This is a genomic window from Mucilaginibacter sp. P2_A5 (assembly GCF_056404995.1).
This window is the reverse complement of the sequence record NZ_JBFUCY010000009.1, coordinates 40470-55277: the sequence shown is the minus strand read 5'-3', so window position 1 is coordinate 55277 and position 14808 is coordinate 40470. Positions and strand designations below refer to the sequence as shown.

17 protein-coding genes are annotated in these 14808 nt (G+C 41.9%); 9 read left to right on the top strand and 8 right to left on the bottom strand.

Translation table 11 applies throughout. The annotated features are described in order from the left end of the window. The first annotated feature begins 252 nt into the window (after positions 1–252). The 4 genes from mqnC (at position 253) to AC1DXF_RS09590 (ending at position 3573) form a co-directional block, all read left to right on the top strand. On the top strand, positions 253–1377 hold the full coding sequence (gene mqnC, locus AC1DXF_RS09605; RefSeq protein WP_477448086.1) for a cyclic dehypoxanthinyl futalosine synthase: 1125 nt from the start codon (positions 253–255) through the stop codon (positions 1375–1377). A 113-nt stretch (positions 1378–1490) separates the two neighbouring features. Next, positions 1491–2042 (top strand): SMC-Scp complex subunit ScpB, encoded by a 552-nt coding sequence (gene scpB / locus AC1DXF_RS09600; RefSeq protein ID WP_477448085.1) that lies wholly within the window; start codon positions 1491–1493, stop codon positions 2040–2042. A gap of 140 nt (positions 2043–2182) precedes the next feature. Continuing rightward, positions 2183–2377 carry a hypothetical protein gene (locus AC1DXF_RS09595; protein WP_477362982.1) on the top strand — a complete coding sequence of 65 codons (195 nt, stop codon included), beginning with the start codon at positions 2183–2185 and terminating at the stop codon, positions 2375–2377. Positions 2378–2454: 77 nt separating this feature from the next. Then, positions 2455–3573 carry a GNAT family N-acetyltransferase gene (locus AC1DXF_RS09590; RefSeq protein ID WP_477448084.1) on the top strand — a complete coding sequence of 373 codons (1119 nt, stop codon included), beginning with the start codon at positions 2455–2457 and terminating at the stop codon, positions 3571–3573. 28 nt (positions 3574–3601) lie between these two features. On the opposite strand, the gene AC1DXF_RS09585 is transcribed toward AC1DXF_RS09590, so the two are convergent. Both AC1DXF_RS09585 and AC1DXF_RS09580 read right to left on the bottom strand, forming a co-directional pair. Next, on the bottom strand, positions 3602–3943 hold the full coding sequence (locus tag AC1DXF_RS09585) for a helix-turn-helix domain-containing protein (protein ID WP_076378169.1): 342 nt from the start codon (positions 3941–3943) through the stop codon (positions 3602–3604). A 228-nt stretch (positions 3944–4171) separates the two neighbouring features. Then, positions 4172–5029 (bottom strand): DUF4261 domain-containing protein, encoded by an 858-nt coding sequence (locus tag AC1DXF_RS09580; protein WP_477448083.1) that lies wholly within the window; start codon positions 5027–5029, stop codon positions 4172–4174. A 203-nt stretch (positions 5030–5232) separates the two neighbouring features. Between AC1DXF_RS09580 and AC1DXF_RS09575 the strand changes: the two genes are divergently transcribed. Next, positions 5233–5640, top strand: a complete 408-nt coding sequence (locus AC1DXF_RS09575; protein ID WP_477448082.1) for an Rrf2 family transcriptional regulator — start codon at positions 5233–5235, stop codon at positions 5638–5640. A 59-nt stretch (positions 5641–5699) separates the two neighbouring features. Further along, entirely contained in the window at positions 5700–6344 is a 645-nt protein-coding gene (locus AC1DXF_RS09570; protein WP_477448081.1) for an NAD(P)-dependent oxidoreductase, read from the top strand. Positions 6345–6439: 95 nt separating this feature from the next. Here AC1DXF_RS09570 and AC1DXF_RS09565 read toward each other — a convergent pair whose 3' ends face one another. From AC1DXF_RS09565 to AC1DXF_RS09555, 3 genes are all read right to left on the bottom strand, one after another. Further along, entirely contained in the window at positions 6440–7792 is a 1353-nt protein-coding gene (locus tag AC1DXF_RS09565) for a 3-keto-disaccharide hydrolase (RefSeq protein ID WP_477448080.1), read from the bottom strand. Between the two features lie 149 nt (positions 7793–7941). Beyond that, positions 7942–9273, bottom strand: a complete 1332-nt coding sequence (locus tag AC1DXF_RS09560; RefSeq protein WP_477448079.1) for a Gfo/Idh/MocA family protein — start codon at positions 9271–9273, stop codon at positions 7942–7944. Between the two features lie 360 nt (positions 9274–9633). Next, positions 9634–10665: an aldo/keto reductase gene (locus AC1DXF_RS09555; RefSeq protein WP_477448078.1), complete on the bottom strand. Its 1032-nt coding sequence runs from the start codon at positions 10663–10665 to the stop codon at positions 9634–9636. A gap of 262 nt (positions 10666–10927) precedes the next feature. Between AC1DXF_RS09555 and AC1DXF_RS09550 the strand changes: the two genes are divergently transcribed. The 3 genes from AC1DXF_RS09550 to AC1DXF_RS09540 all read left to right on the top strand — a co-directional run bounded on the left by AC1DXF_RS09550 (position 10928) and on the right by AC1DXF_RS09540 (position 13404). Beyond that, positions 10928–11152: a CDGSH iron-sulfur domain-containing protein gene (locus AC1DXF_RS09550; RefSeq protein WP_090647357.1), complete on the top strand. Its 225-nt coding sequence runs from the start codon at positions 10928–10930 to the stop codon at positions 11150–11152. A 124-nt stretch (positions 11153–11276) separates the two neighbouring features. Next, positions 11277–12533 carry a serine hydrolase gene (locus tag AC1DXF_RS09545; protein ID WP_477448077.1) on the top strand — a complete coding sequence of 419 codons (1257 nt, stop codon included), beginning with the start codon at positions 11277–11279 and terminating at the stop codon, positions 12531–12533. A 127-nt stretch (positions 12534–12660) separates the two neighbouring features. Next, complete coding sequence (locus AC1DXF_RS09540) at positions 12661–13404, top strand: SRPBCC family protein (RefSeq protein WP_477448076.1); 744 nt, start codon at positions 12661–12663, stop codon at positions 13402–13404. An 87-nt stretch (positions 13405–13491) separates the two neighbouring features. Here AC1DXF_RS09540 and rplT read toward each other — a convergent pair whose 3' ends face one another. The 3 genes from rplT to infC all read right to left on the bottom strand — a co-directional run bounded on the left by rplT (position 13492) and on the right by infC (position 14808). Continuing rightward, positions 13492–13836 carry a 50S ribosomal protein L20 gene (gene rplT, locus AC1DXF_RS09535; protein WP_076369188.1) on the bottom strand — a complete coding sequence of 115 codons (345 nt, stop codon included), beginning with the start codon at positions 13834–13836 and terminating at the stop codon, positions 13492–13494. Positions 13837–13915: 79 nt separating this feature from the next. Continuing rightward, positions 13916–14116, bottom strand: a complete 201-nt coding sequence (gene rpmI, locus AC1DXF_RS09530; RefSeq protein WP_090647347.1) for a 50S ribosomal protein L35 — start codon at positions 14114–14116, stop codon at positions 13916–13918. Between the two features lie 125 nt (positions 14117–14241). Beyond that, positions 14242–14808 (bottom strand): translation initiation factor IF-3, encoded by a 567-nt coding sequence (gene infC, locus AC1DXF_RS09525; protein WP_090647343.1) that lies wholly within the window; start codon positions 14806–14808, stop codon positions 14242–14244.

The window sequence follows — 14808 nt, the reverse complement described above, 5'->3', positions numbered from 1 at the left end:
CTTTTTTTATCAAAAGAAGCAACTTGATGCAAACGCCTGAAATTAGTTTGACCAATGGTGAAAAACCTTTGACCAACGGTTGGGAAAAGCCTGGATTTGAGTCTTCCATCCCCTAAAGGGGTAGTAATAAACGAGATTAATTGCAAATCAGAAGCTCCCCCTTTTCAGGAAGCTTGGGGGCTTCCCTCTCATAAATTTGTCAATCTTACTTTAACGTTAAACAATTAATAAGGTAAAGCTTATCTTTGCTATATGAACACAGCCGATCTGTTGCAACGCGCTTTGCGGTTTGATTTTTTGACCCGGGAAGAAGGGGTTTATCTTTATAATAATGCGCCTACTGCCGATTTAATGTACACTGCCAACGAACTGCGTAAAAAGCAGGTTCCGCATGGTAAGGTTACCTGGCAAATTGATCGTAATGTTAATACTACCAATGTATGTATAGCCAATTGCAAATTTTGTAACTTTTTTCGCCGGCCCGGCCATGAGGATAGTTACATTACTGATATTGAAACCTACAAAAAAAAGATTGAGGAAACTTTCCGCTACGGCGGCGATCAGTTGCTGCTACAGGGTGGTCACCACCCCGATTTAGGGTTAAAATTCTATACCGATCTGTTCAGGGAGCTAAAACAATTATATCCAAAGTTAAAACTGCACTCTTTAGGTCCGCCGGAAATAGCTCACGTAGCCAAACTGGAGAATATGAGCCATATAGACGTGCTCAGGGCTATGAAAGAGTCTGGACTGGATTCACTGCCCGGTGCTGGTGCCGAGATATTGAACGACCGCGTACGCCGCCTGATATCAAAAGGCAAATGCGGTGGTAAAGAATGGCTGGATGTAATGCGTGCCGCCCATCAATTAAACTTACCAACATCTGCCACCATGATGTTTGGCCATATTGAAACCATCGAAGAACGTTTTGAGCACCTGGTTTGGATCCGTGAGGTACAATCCGAAAAACCGGAAGGTCATTATGGGTTTGTTGCCTTTATACCCTGGCCTTTCCAGGATGATGGAACGCTTTTGCGCAAAGTTCGTGGCATTACCAATAATGTAACGGGCGATGAATATATCCGTATGATAGCATTGAGCCGCATCATGCTGCCTAATATTAAAAACATACAGGCTTCGTGGCTTACCGTTGGTAAACAAGTGGCCCAATTGTGCTTACACGCAGGCGCTAATGATTTTGGATCTATCATGATCGAAGAAAACGTAGTATCCGCCGCAGGCGCGCCACATAGGTTTACGGCCAAAGGCATCCAGGAATCCATCAGGGAAGCCGGTTTTGAACCTCAGCTCCGTACCCAAAAATACGATTGGCGCGACGTACCGGTTGAAATTGAGGAACAAGTTATTGATTATTAATTGGTAGGTTGGTGAGTGGTGAATAGTGAGTAGTGAATGGGGCTTTAAGATTGAAAGCTATATTTCACCACTCACAACTGACCACTCACCACTGACTACTCACCACTCACCAAATGACCCATCATATAGAAGCCCTCATCTTCGCATCTGAACAAGGTATCAGGTTAGAGGAAATCATGTATTGCCTTCAGGCCGCCTTTGAGCGCGATTTCACTGCCGATGAAGTTAACGAGAGCCTGAAAGCCATACAACTAAAATATAGCGACGATAACCTGGCCATCGAGTTGGTAAAAGTGGGCAACGGTTACCAGTTTTTTACAAAAAAAAAATACCACCCGGTTATTAACCTGTTACAATTGCAACGATCAAAGAAAAGATTGAGCCAGGCCGCTTTAGAAACCCTTGCCATTATTGCCTACAAACAGCCGGTAACCAAAACCGATGTGGAGCAAATTCGTGGTGTAAACTGCGATTATTCCATCCAAAAACTGCTCGAAAAAGAGTTGATAGCTATAACCGGCAAGTCGGAAGCCTTAGGAAAACCTATCCTTTATGGCACCAGCAGCCTTTTTATGGATTACTTTGGCATCAACAGCATACAGGAATTACCTCAGATTAAGGATTTTACAAGTACATCTGTAGCCATTGGCGAACAAACAGAATAATTTTTATTTCATGTTTTTAATGAAAATGATTTTGATTATTTTTACTATTGAAATGGGAAATAAAAGCTTCTAAAAAAAATCCTGCTTTTTGCCCGATTTAAAGTATTATTGACAAAGTTTTACAAATAAAATCCATTACAATGGGAGCGCCAAAAAAACCAACCACTAAGAAGATCGACAATTCTGATGACGACCTTGATGACGACGACGATCTGAGTCTCGACCCAAAAAAGAAAAAAGTTGAGGACGATGATGATGATTTTGACGGCCCTTTAGATGACGATCTGGGCAGGGGTTATGATTCATTTGATGACGACGATGATGACGATTTTTAATCGTTAACGATACATAGTTCTATTTTATAAAGCATTCAGCATATGCCCTGAATGCTTTTTTTATATTTAGCCCTCCTATGATTATAACTGAAGTAAAAGATAAAGCATCAAAAAAAGCATTTTTAAACCTTGCACGTGCGTTGTACAGGGACGATAAAAACTGGGTTTGCCCGCTGGATAATGATATTGAAGCGGTATTTGACCCGGCTAAAAACAATTTCCATGCCGATGGCAAGTGCACCCGTTGGATTCTTACCGACGATAACGGCAAGGTGATAGGCCGTGTTGCTGCTTTCATTAACAATAAAAAGGCCTATCATTATGAGCAACCAACGGGCGGTATGGGCTTTTTTGAATGCATTGATAACAAAAAAGCTGCATTCCTGCTGTTTGATACCGCAAAAAATTGGTTACAGGACAATGGCATGCAAGCGATGGACGGGCCTATCAATTTTGGCGAGAACGATAACTTCTGGGGGCTACTGGTAGAGGGATTTACCCACCCCTCCTATGGCATGAACTATAATTTTCCATACTACCGGGCATTTTTTGAAGATTACGGTTTTAAAACCCTGTACGAGCAAATCACCAATCACCTGGATGTGAATAAACCTTTTTCGGAGCGTTTTACCAAAATTGCCAACTGGGTTATTAAAAAGCCCGGTTATGATTTCAGGCATTTTGAGATAAAAAAGATGGAAAAATTTGCGGCAGATTTTATTGAGATTTATAACGATGCCTGGCGCGATTTTGAAAATTTTGTACCTATAACCCAGGCAACGATTGCCGAAAGTTTTGAAAAAATGAAGCCGCTAATGGACGAAAAACTTATCTGGTTTGCCTACATCGATGATGAGCCTGCAGCATTTGTTATTATTTTGCCTGATGCCAACCAGATGCTTAAGCCGCTAAACGGCAAACTCGACCTGATTGGTAAGCTTAAATTTTTATACTACCGTTGGAAAGGCGTATCGCGCATGCGCGCCATAGTAATGGGAACCAAGCAAAAATACCAGAAACACGGCCTCGAATCAGCCATATTCATCAAGCTTAAGGAATATGTTTTGCCTTTAAAACAATACGACGAACTGGAATTATCCTGGGTTGGAGATTTTAATGAGAAAATGATTGCCATTCACGCGGCCGTAGGGGCTACATTTGGCAAAAAGCATTTAACAATGCGTTGTGCATTTTAAGCAAACCCGGTTGCAGCCGGGTTTAAATTTATGCGGTAGCTTTTGAATGCCTAAGCTCTTCAAACAGCTCAATCACCTTTTTCTGCAGATCGATAACTTCAGTTTCACGATCCATCAAGCGTTTGTTAACTGTTTCCAATTCGTTAACAAATTTTTGATCCTGCTCGGCATCATTAAATGTAAGTAGCTGAACTACCGACATTTCGAACAAAGTTGCTATTTGTTCAAGCCTTGATAAGTTAATATCTGTAATTCCTGTTTCAATCTTTGAGAATGCAGGAATAGAAATATCTAACCGCTTTGCAACATCCTCCTGGCTCCACCCTTTTTGATGACGTAATAGTCTGATTTTTTTTCCAAGTGTTTTCATGTGAATTCAAATAATAGTAAAGGTTTCGCAAAAGTTAATTACTTTACAATAATATTTATTATCAGGCTAATTATCAACTAATTTGCACAATATTTTATTTAAAAACGCAAGCAAACAAAATAAATCGCAATTATCTGCGTTACAGCCATTAAACAAGTTCCAATCGTCCTTTTTTAAATATCATGAATCGCCAACAATGAATGTTTAAACTTATAAAATATTCACCATTTAGCCGGGTTGTATATTTATAATAACCCGCGCCGGATGAAGGGAAGAAACCATTCTTTCGCACTTCCATTTGGTACCAGCAATTGTACCTTCAAGCGTATTTCCATTTTCTATCACATCTCCGTGGTCGTAAATATAATAAGCGTAATTCCATAACAACCCGGCAATTTCGTTAGCTTCAAAACCTGCAAATCTCATCTGAAAATCAGGTAAGCCAAGTGAATGAAGCCCAACGGTATCCATAAGCAATTCACCTTCGGCCGAATCGCTTATATTGTAAAGCCGTACGTTACATATGCTGTATAAAACCTGCTTTTCTGCGTTATCCCAGTTACTTACCAATTCAACAGGTTTAATTATTTTTTGGCCATGAAAAGAGTAAACAGCATCGGGTTTAGTGGCCTTAGTTACGGCCACCAAAAAGTTCATAAACCAGTTTACCCTTTGTTTATACCCAAGCGTTCTTGAAAACATCTCTGTCACCAACACTTCGTATTTACATTTGTTAGCAACATCATTGGCCTCCTCCCAATTCCAGTTTTGTTGAAAGGCAAATTCTGGCAGGCTCACATTTTCATTTTGAGCAATAACTCCCTGGGCATTTATAATGGCATCGGCCAACTCAATCTTAAGATCCGGGAATGAAAATAAAAAAGAACCCTCATTCTCCGAGCCCTGAATGTTTGTGAAATACCTCTTCGCTTCGGTTAATATTTTATTAAAATCAAGTCCTGGCTTATCAATAAAAAGCAATTTAAACATCAACAGTTCAGGAAAGTTCTCCAAACGCTGCGATTCAGCTACTGGCTCATTCGTCGATGGTACAGGTTTCTTTTTAAAAATGCTAAATAGGCCCATAAGTATTTAAATGGTTCGATTTGCCGCTGCTACCGGCGGTTTAAATGGCACAATATAAGTAAAGGTTCTTATAAAATAATTTTGGCATCCGAAGTATAATAGCAAATTATCACAAAACTGCAATTTAAAAAATAACCGTTAAACATTATTTGCACTTTCAAATAACAAACCTACCTTTGTACTGTAATAATTTTAATTACAGAATGAACGGACAATTTCAGATAGCTGTACATATCCTCACGCTGCTTAGCAAGCAGCCGGATGAGTTGCTATCATCTGATTATATTGCCGGCAGCATCAATATTAACCCGGCCCTGGTTCGTAAAGAAATAAGCAACCTGCGAAAGTTTGGCTTGATAGATAGTAAAGAAGGCAAGTCAGGTGGTTATGCCTTAGGATTGCCATCGCAAAAAATACTGCTGAGCGATGTATACAAAGCCGTGAAAGTTGCACCTGCCCTTGGCCAGGCAAAAAACAAACCCAACCCGGCTTGTGCTATAGGTAAACAGATAAGCCAGCATTTGGATGCCCTGGCCGATGAAGTTGACACCAGTATAGTTAACAAACTAAATACTATTACCCTTGCCGATTTTAGCGGTAAATTCAATTAAATAAAAAAAATTTAAACAAAACTGTAACAAATTAAATTACAATATAAAAAACAACAATTATGAAATTAGCACTAATAGGCGCTACCGGCTTTGTAGGTAAAGCAGTATTAAACGAAGCGTTACAACGCGGTTATGATGTAACTGCTATCGCCCGCAACCCTCAAACTATTGAAGGTAACAGCGATAAGCTTACAACCGCTGCTGTTGATATTTTTGACGCCGACAAACTTGCAGCAGCACTTGAGGGCCACGATGCCGTAGTGAGCACGTTTAACGCAGGTTGGGGCAATCCAAATCTGTATGACGATTTCTTAAAAGGCAGCGAAGCCATCCAACAGGCTGTAAAACAATCGGGCGTTAAGCGCTTATTGGTTGTGGGTGGCGCAGGTAGTTTATACGTAGCACCAGGTGTGCAATTGGTTGATAGCCCTCAATTCCCTGCCGAGTGGAAAGCAGGCGCCACAGCGGCCCGTGATTATCTGAACATCCTGAAAAAAGAAGATGAGTTGGATTGGACATTTTTAAGCCCCGCCATTAACCTGCACCCCGGCGAGCGCACCGGCAAATTCCGTACCGGCACCGATGAACCATTATTTAACGATAAAGGCCATCACGAAATCACGGTTGAAGATCTGGCTGTTGCTATTTTAAATGAACTGGAAAACAATGAGTTTGTAAAAAGAAGGTTTACAGTAGGATATTAAGCACAGCCCCCTCTAAATCTCCCCCTGAAGGGGGAGATTTTTAAAAGACTTTTATTTAATGACTTCCTTTTTAAAGTCTCCCCTTTAGGGGATATTTAGAGGGGTTTCACCTTTATGCTCCTGAAAAACACCTCATTACCATGATCCTGCAGTAATAAATGCCCTTGTGGGGCTTCGCCAAAGTTTTTCCAGATGGTGTATTTGCTGATGGCAACCAGATCTTTAAAGGCTTTAGAGCCGCGTTCGTATTCCAGCACCTTTACACCATTCAAATAGTGCTCAACGTGGTTGTTAGAGTAAACGACTACCCTGCCAATGTTCCATGCTCCTATCGGATGTACAAAGCGCACTGGTTTATCTGCTTTAATCAGGTCGTACAATGACGCCAGCGTTCTGTCGCCATCGCGGCCGAGCTTGGCATCGGGGTGTAGTTTGTCATCCAATACCTGGTATTCCAGGCCAATTGCCGAGCCTGTGGTAACTTCGCTTAAGGTTACAAAATATTTAACGCCACTGTTTGCGCCAGGAGTCAGTTTAAACTCAAACGAAAGGTCAAAAGCGCTGTAATTATCATCTGTAACTACATCGCCGCCACCCGATTCTTCTTTGCCCGAAGATGGCAGCACATGCATGGTTCCGTTGGCCACTTCCCAGCCATGGTTAGGGAAAGTTTTGAGGGTTGCCCCGTGCCAACCGGTGCTGGTTTTACCATCATATAGTAGTTTCCATCCGGCAGCTTTTTCGGCTGCGGTAATGCTGTTAGGCCGCAGGTTTACAACATATATATTTTTAGGGAATGGCTTTGGTTTTAAATTGGTGGTTTGCAGGTTAAAATTTTTGAAATACACTTTTTTACCGGCTTGTTTTTCATCGTTCACTGCATGTACCTGTAAGGCAATGAAGCCTTTAGCATCAATTGTATCCACCACATCAGCAGTCGGGATACCGTTTACCCAGGTTTTCATTTCGTTACCGATACACTCGATTCGGATGTGATTGTACTCGCCTACTTTAAAGGCATCTTTGGCAGGCGCATTCAAATCCAAAGGATATAGCCAATCGCGGCGGCCCTCATCATATATACCGCCCGCCCATTTGCGGTCCGACGGATCGATCTCGAACTGACGGCCATAAACCAAACCCTTACCGTCATGACCTGCCGGATTATAATGACTACGTGTTTGCACCCCCGAGTTACTTAGTTTGCTTTCTATTTTAGCATCCAGCTCTAAAATAAAATCACCGTATTCTTTTTCGGTAGCTAAAAAGGTATTACCGGAGTTTAAAACGGTAGTGCCAACAATGGCGCCATCCTCTACCTTGTAATCGGCAGTGCCGGCAAGGCGTTTCCAGCCCTTGAGGGTTTTGCCATCGAATATTTTGGTTTGCGCCTGGGTTAGTGAGGCCGTTGTTAGTAAAAGAGCTAAAGGGTAAATGTATTTTTTCATGGTATCGTGTTGTTATTCAAATTATTAAACTATGTCATTGCGAGCGCAGCGTGGCAACCTCTTCGCTTACCGGGCGGAGATGCATATCTACGAGGTTGCTTCGTTCCTCGCAATGACATAATGGCGAGAAATGTGGCATATGTGAGGCTTTACACCTTCACTTCCCAACCTTTTTCATACTCCCGGCTCCAAAGCTTTTCAGCTTCCGGATCGTTCTGGATATGGCCATTTGTTGGATCTATATGCAACACGCGGTCAACCCGGTATGAAATATTGCCCAATTGCGGCAGCAGGGTCGATTTAAAACCGATTTCAATAGGACAATTTAACGGGGCCACTCCCCTGATGCCATCTATGAAATTTTTCAGGTGAAAACCGTCAAGCGCTTCTGTCGGACTTACTTTATTGGTACCATCAACCCTGGTATCGTCTTTAACTTCCTTTACCAGCTTGTTATCGCCATCATAAACCTGGTAACCGTTGCCGCTGCCATAAAACAGGGTACCTTTATCGCCATAAAATATAACGCCGCGGCTTAATTGCTCAATATTAAAACCATTGCTGCTGCGGCTTTCCCATTCGGCAGCGGTATTATTGGGGAAGTTGTACAGTATATTTTGGGTATCGGGCGTTTGCCAGTCATCATTAAAATGGAAGCGGCCACCTGTTGATACTACTTTATTAGGATAATCAACGCCCAAACCCCAGCGGATTACATCCAGTTCATGGGTGCCGTTGTTCAGGGCTTCGCCGGTTCCCCAGTTCCAAAACCAATGCCAGTTGTAGTGAATCAGGTTATCCTGGTAGGGTTTACGCGGCGCAGGCCCTTGCCACAAATCGTAATTTAAATTAGCAGGCACAGGCACCTGTTTTCCATGACCGATGCTTAGCCTGTGGTTAGTGTACCAGCCTTTAGCATAATAAGCGCGGCCAATAACGCCATCATGCAACTCCTTAACCATGGCCTGCACATTGGAGAATGAGCGCCTCTGGCTGCCCATTTGTACCAGGCGATTATATTTTTTTGCCGCTTCAACAGCCATCTCGCCCTCGTGCGGGTTGTGGCTGCAGGGCTTTTCTACATAAACATGTTTGCCTGCCTGGCAGGCCATAATGGTTGCCGGGGCATGCCAATGATCGGGCGGGGCAACAACAACGGCATCTATATCCTTTATCTCCAGCATTTTGCGGATATCGGTGATACCCTTTGGCCGCTTACCCGTTATTTTAAAAATTTCTTCAACGGTCCTATCAACTACTTTAGAGTCGACATCGCAGATATAACCTATCTCGACATTCGGGATTTTAGCATAGCGCTGCGCCAGGTAAAGGCCGCGGCTATTGGTGCCCATAAAACCTAAAACTACTTTTTCATTAGGCGAGCCTTTGAAAAAACCAGCCGCCTTTGATAATTGGGGCGCAAGTAAAAAACTTGTCCCGGCAACTGACGTACTCTGAATGAATTGTCTTCGGTTAAGCATTGATTACAGGTAAATTGGTTTATAGCACATTGCCCATTGGGTAGGCAGGCAAATTAGTTAAGTTTTGTAAAGCTTCGAAGAAAACTGTTCGTTTTTTTTAATGTTGATTGTAATTTAGCTGTTACTTCAACTATCCGGCATCTCAATGGCACGGCCTGAAAATAAAAAAACAAGCAGGCAGGAAACCTGGCTTGTTTTTTAAATGATAATGTTTAGGGCATTAACTATTTTAACTATTAACTGTCTACTTTGTAAAAATAAACATCCCCTGTTGTTATCAAATTAGTAGTAATACGGTATTTGAGTAGTTTTTACACGTGTTTTTACGTAATTAAAAAGGTATTTACCTAGGCCATGATATTAGTATTGTATTGGCGGAGGTATGAGTTTTGGATTTTGGCGTTGGTGCCAGTAGGGATATATTGGCGTTAAATCACTTGCTGCATCAAGTTTTTTAACCTGGTCGGTAGTCAAATTCCAGCCAATGGCGCCCAGGTTCTGCATTAGCTGTTCCTGGTTACGTGCACCTATAATGATATTGGCAACGGTTGGCCTTTGCAATAACCAGTTAATTGAAACCTGTGCTACAGATTTACCTGTTTCTTCGGCAACTTCGTCCAAAGCATCAACAATGTTGTAAAGGCGATCGAAGTTGGTTTCCGGGCCATGAGCACCGCCTTGCACGGTTCTTGAATCTGCCGGTATGGGCTGCCCTCTCCTGAATTTACCGCTCACCTTGCCTGATGCCAGCGGGCTCCAAACTATGGTACTCACATTTTGATCGATAGCCAAAGGCATCAGCTCCCATTCAAATTCGCGGTCTAACAACGAATAATAAGCCTGGTTGGCGATGTATCTGCTCCAGCCATAACGTTCAGATACCGACAGCGATTTCATTAAATGCCAGCCCGAAAAGTTTGAACAGGCAATATAACGCACCTTGCCGCTGGTCACCAGGTCGTCAAGCGCACGCAGTGTTTCTTCAACCGGGGTTGTGGCATCAAAACTGTGCATGTGGTATAAATCAATATGGTCGGTTTGTAAGCGTTTAAGGCTATCTTCTGCCTGTTTCACCAAATGCAGGCGCGATGAACCATAATCGTTAGCGCCATCGCCCATGGGGAGCGTAGCCTTGGTGCTGATGAGCACCTCGTTACGCAGCCCTTCCAATGCCTTGCCTAATATTTCTTCAGATATTCCCCTTGAGTATATATTCGCGGTATCAAAAAAGTTCACACCCGCGTCAAGGCATAAATTAATCAAGATTTTGGCTTCATCAACCTGTGTATTGCCCCAGGCTTTAAAAAACTCGTTACCACCGCCAAAAGTGGCCGTGCCGAAACTTAATACGGGAACCCTCAATCCCGATGCTCCTAATTGTCTGTATTCCATAATTGTAGTTATTTGGGCAGAAAGCCTAAAGCAGAAGGCTTAAAGCTTTTGCTATGTATACAAAGCTAAAATTTATGCCGTGAAGCGTGGGTTTTATGCATCATCATTTTGTCATTTGTGATTGTGCAAGCAGAAGAATACACCCATCTTAACTCTTGATTCTTTTCTCTTGACTCTTCTTTTCAATCAGGAACACTTCTAAATAGTAAATAGGGTTATCAAAGGCCATCGCATATGTTAACTTTGGGTCAAAATTTAACATATGGCAACAACTAAACTTACTATCAATAACAACGGATCTGTAAAAATCGATGGCGATTTTGAAATTGTAGATATGCAGGGCAACAACTATGGCTTACAAGGCAGAACAATCGTTTCTATCTGCCGTTGTGGTTTATCGGCCAACAAGCCATTTTGCGATGGTTCGCATAAAGGTCATTTTGAGCACGATGCAATCGCATTTGATTTGCCTCCTAAAAAGGTATAAATAATTCAATAGCGGGCCGGCTTATCAAGTCTCCGGTATATGCTGTTTTATAACACAAAAAGCTCCTCGGGGGCTTTTTGTGTTACAGGCATATGGTTATTTGATCATACTACGTATATTTATAATGATGAAACCATATTGTATCCTACTGGCAATGATTATAACCGGTTTAACAACCTCAGCACAACAGCCCGATACCATCTTCCTAAAAAATCTGCTGCAATCGCATCCGGAGTTATTTAAAGGCATACTCAACCATCCAACACAAAACGAAGTACAGATCCTTTATACGCAAATAGATCGTGACAAAAACAACGTACCACATTTTAAATCATTCAGTTATCACCTCAATCCTAAGCGATATTTTTATCCGGCAAGTACGGTAAAGCTGCCAACCAGCATTTTCGCGCTCGAAAAGCTAAATGAGCTTAAAATTAAAGGCCTTACAAAAAGTTCGGCAATGATAACCGACAGCGCTTTTGCCGGGCAAACCAAAGTTAAAGCGGATACTTCATCTGTGAGTGGCCTGCCATCGGTAGAAAACTATATCAAAAAGATACTGTTGGTGAGCGATAACGATGCTTATAACCGATTATATGAGTTTGTAGGACGGGAAGAGATTAACCAAAAACTAAAAAAATACCAGCTTAACAACACCCGGATCATCAGCAGGCTGGCAGTAAACGACGCAGGCGAAAGCACAAAACACACCAACCCCATTGATTTTTACAACGGCGATAAACTGGTTTACCACAAACCAGCCCTTTTTGATGGCAACGATTACCCCATGCAGATGGATAACATGCTGCAAGGCAAAGGCTACCTGGATAAAAACGACAAACTGGTAATGCAGCCGTTTGACTTCAGCCAGAAAAACGTTTATACCATTGCCGATCAGCAGATGGTTTTAAAACGGTTGCTTTTCCCCGAAGCTTTCGCTAAAGCGCAACGCTTCAATTTAACGCAGGCAGATTATCGGCTCATCTACAAGTATATGAGTATGTTCCCCACAGAAAGTATTAAACCCACCTATAGCCGGCCGCAAAATTATCCGGTGATGAGCAAACTCTTTTTTTATGGTGCTGATAGCACCGCTGTACCCGATGCAAACATTAGAATTTTTAATAAATATGGCGACAGCTATGGCTATAATATTGACAATGCTTATATAGTCGACTTTAAAAATAACGTAGAGTTTTTACTTACAGCCGTTGTGCAATCAAACGAGGACGGGATCTATAATGACAACAAGTACGAGTATGCCACGGTTTGCCTCCCCTTTCTGAAAAATCTTGGGCAGGTAATCTATCAACATGAATTGCATCGACCTAAAAAAAACAAACGCGAATTGCCGCGAATGGTATCGAATTACACTAATTGAAAAATTGATTGGCGTTTCTTAATTCGTGTAATTCGCCTTAATTAGTCCAATTCGTGTTATAAAATACAATTCAACAAAACTTACCTCGCCATCCTGCGTTTAGTTTTAGTACCATTAAAACAAGCACATGGCAACTACCATAATTGAATACAAAGATAATTTCCCCATACTTTATGGCGATGACAGGGTGAACCTGAACTGGCCGGAACGTTATACATCTATCATTGGTGGTGTAAAACTCGGCTGGTCGGGCTTTAAGAACATTTTCTCGAGCCCGTTTTCAAGTGTTTTAAAAATTGGCGCGGGTGGTTACCTGCTAAACCGCGGCCTTACGGGGCATTGTGAGCTTTATAAACGAATTGGCAAGCTTTCAACCAGCCCCATTAATGTGAACATCCGGTCGTCATTTACGGTAAACCAGCCAAGGCACAAGGTTTACAATTTTTGGCGCAAGCTGGATAACCTGCCGCTGTTTATGAAACACCTGGAAAGCGTGGAAATTATTGACTCAAAATATTCTTACTGGGTTTTAAAGCTACCTGCCGATATGGCAACCGTAAGCTGGCATGCCGAAATTGTAAAGGATGAGCCAAACGAAATGATAGGCTGGAGCTCGTTGCCCGATTCGGCCATTAATAACGCAGGCAAGGTACGTTTCCAGGACACTATTGACGGAATGGGTACTGTAGTTGATATTGTGATCAGTTATCAGCCACCCGCAGGCGGCATAGGCGCGGGTATAGCGCAGGTATTGAATCCGTTGTTTAAAAACATGGTTGATAAAGACGTACAAAATTTTAAACAGTATATGGATCTTGATAACGGGCTGGAAATGTCACTTGATACGCCCGAGGTCATTATCATATCCTAAAAGTTAAAAACAAGTACATAAAAAAGCCGCCTTGCGATAATTGCAAGGCGGCTTTAAAATTCAATGGCAAACTGCCGGTGAATGTTATTATTTTACTGCATCAATAACGGCTTTGAAAGCATCAGGATGATTCATCGCTAAATCAGCTAATACTTTACGGTTTAAACCGATTTCTTTTGCTGCTAATTTACCTATTAATTGAGAGTAAGAAATTCCGTGCTGACGGGCACCGGCGTTGATACGCTGGATCCATAAAGCCCTGAACTCTCTTTTCTTGGTTTTACGGTCACGATAAGCGTACTGTAAACCTTTTTCTACTGTGTTTTTTGCAACGGTATAAACCTTGCTGCGTGAACCCCAATAACCTTTGGCGAGGTTCATGATCCTTTTCCGGCGTCTTCTCGACGCTACTGCGTTAACTGAACGTGGCATGTTGTTTGATTTTGGTAGTGAGTGTCTGCCTTTACAGCCGAACTTAAAACTCTAATACCTGGTTAAAAAAAATTGTGAATTACTTTCCGATGCAAAGCATGCGTTTAACATTTCCACTATCAGCTTTAGAAACTAAGCTGGTGTGGCCAAGGTTACGCTTACGTTTAGTCGACATCTTGGTTAAGATGTGGCTTTTGAATGCATTCTTCCGAGTGATTTTACCTGTTCCAGTAAGCTTAAAGCGCTTTTTAGCACTGGAATTGGTTTTCATTTTTGGCATAACTATTTAATTATATGTGCAGATGTGCAGATATGCAAATGTGCAAATCATTACACCCGCGGGTTTGATCTTTAATGCTTTCTTCATCTGCACATCTGCACATCTGAAATCCGCACATTTAAATTTTATTTTTTAGCAGCTTTAGGCGCAAGGGTTAAAAACATCCTTTTACCTTCAAGCTTTGGTAATTGCTCCACTTTACCTACATCCTCCAATGCCTGCGCAAAACGGAGTAGTAATATCTCGCCTTGTTCTTTGTAAACAATGGCACGACCTTTAAAGTGTACGTAAGCCCTCACCTTTTCGCCGGCTTCCAAAAACTTAATGGCATGCTTTAATTTAAATTCAAAGTCATGATCATCAGTGTTCGGCCCGAAACGGATCTCCTTTATAACAGTTTGCTTGGCATTGCTCTTTATCTCTTTAAGCTTTTTCTTCTGTTCGTAAATGAACTTGTTATAGTCCGTTACTTTACAAACCGGTGGTACGGCGTTCGGAGATATTTCAACCAGGTCAAGTTCCTGCTCCTGCGCTATAGCAAGGGCATCTCTTAATGAAAAAATACCTTGCTCTACGTTATCACCTACAAGGCGAACTTCCTGAGCCCTAATGAATTGATTGATGTTGTGTTCAGCTTCTTTTTTCTTAAAAGGAAGCCTTGGTCCTCTATTGAAAGGTTTGTTTAATGCCAA

What these genes read in the sequence shown, in the direction of transcription:
- AC1DXF_RS09555 (WP_477448078.1), bottom strand. Translation starts at nt 10,665, where the DNA reads ATGGAATACAGACAATTAGGAGCATCGGGATTGAGGGTTCCCGTATTA.
- AC1DXF_RS09595 (WP_477362982.1), top strand. Translation starts at nt 2,183, where the DNA reads ATGGGAGCGCCAAAAAAACCAACCACTAAGAAGATCGACAATTCTGAT.
- AC1DXF_RS09565 (WP_477448080.1), bottom strand. Translation starts at nt 7,792, where the DNA reads ATGAAAAAATACATTTACCCTTTAGCTCTTTTACTAACAACGGCCTCA.
- scpB (WP_477448085.1), top strand. Translation starts at nt 1,491, where the DNA reads ATGACCCATCATATAGAAGCCCTCATCTTCGCATCTGAACAAGGTATC.
- AC1DXF_RS09540 (WP_477448076.1), top strand. Translation starts at nt 12,661, where the DNA reads ATGGCAACTACCATAATTGAATACAAAGATAATTTCCCCATACTTTAT.
- AC1DXF_RS09575 (WP_477448082.1), top strand. Translation starts at nt 5,233, where the DNA reads ATGAACGGACAATTTCAGATAGCTGTACATATCCTCACGCTGCTTAGC.
- AC1DXF_RS09560 (WP_477448079.1), bottom strand. Translation starts at nt 9,273, where the DNA reads ATGCTTAACCGAAGACAATTCATTCAGAGTACGTCAGTTGCCGGGACA.
- rplT (WP_076369188.1), bottom strand. Translation starts at nt 13,836, where the DNA reads ATGCCACGTTCAGTTAACGCAGTAGCGTCGAGAAGACGCCGGAAAAGG.
- AC1DXF_RS09545 (WP_477448077.1), top strand. Translation starts at nt 11,277, where the DNA reads ATGATGAAACCATATTGTATCCTACTGGCAATGATTATAACCGGTTTA.
- mqnC (WP_477448086.1), top strand. Translation starts at nt 253, where the DNA reads ATGAACACAGCCGATCTGTTGCAACGCGCTTTGCGGTTTGATTTTTTG.
- AC1DXF_RS09590 (WP_477448084.1), top strand. Translation starts at nt 2,455, where the DNA reads ATGATTATAACTGAAGTAAAAGATAAAGCATCAAAAAAAGCATTTTTA.
- AC1DXF_RS09570 (WP_477448081.1), top strand. Translation starts at nt 5,700, where the DNA reads ATGAAATTAGCACTAATAGGCGCTACCGGCTTTGTAGGTAAAGCAGTA.
- AC1DXF_RS09580 (WP_477448083.1), bottom strand. Translation starts at nt 5,029, where the DNA reads ATGGGCCTATTTAGCATTTTTAAAAAGAAACCTGTACCATCGACGAAT.
- rpmI (WP_090647347.1), bottom strand. Translation starts at nt 14,116, where the DNA reads ATGCCAAAAATGAAAACCAATTCCAGTGCTAAAAAGCGCTTTAAGCTT.
- AC1DXF_RS09550 (WP_090647357.1), top strand. Translation starts at nt 10,928, where the DNA reads ATGGCAACAACTAAACTTACTATCAATAACAACGGATCTGTAAAAATC.
- AC1DXF_RS09585 (WP_076378169.1), bottom strand. Translation starts at nt 3,943, where the DNA reads ATGAAAACACTTGGAAAAAAAATCAGACTATTACGTCATCAAAAAGGG.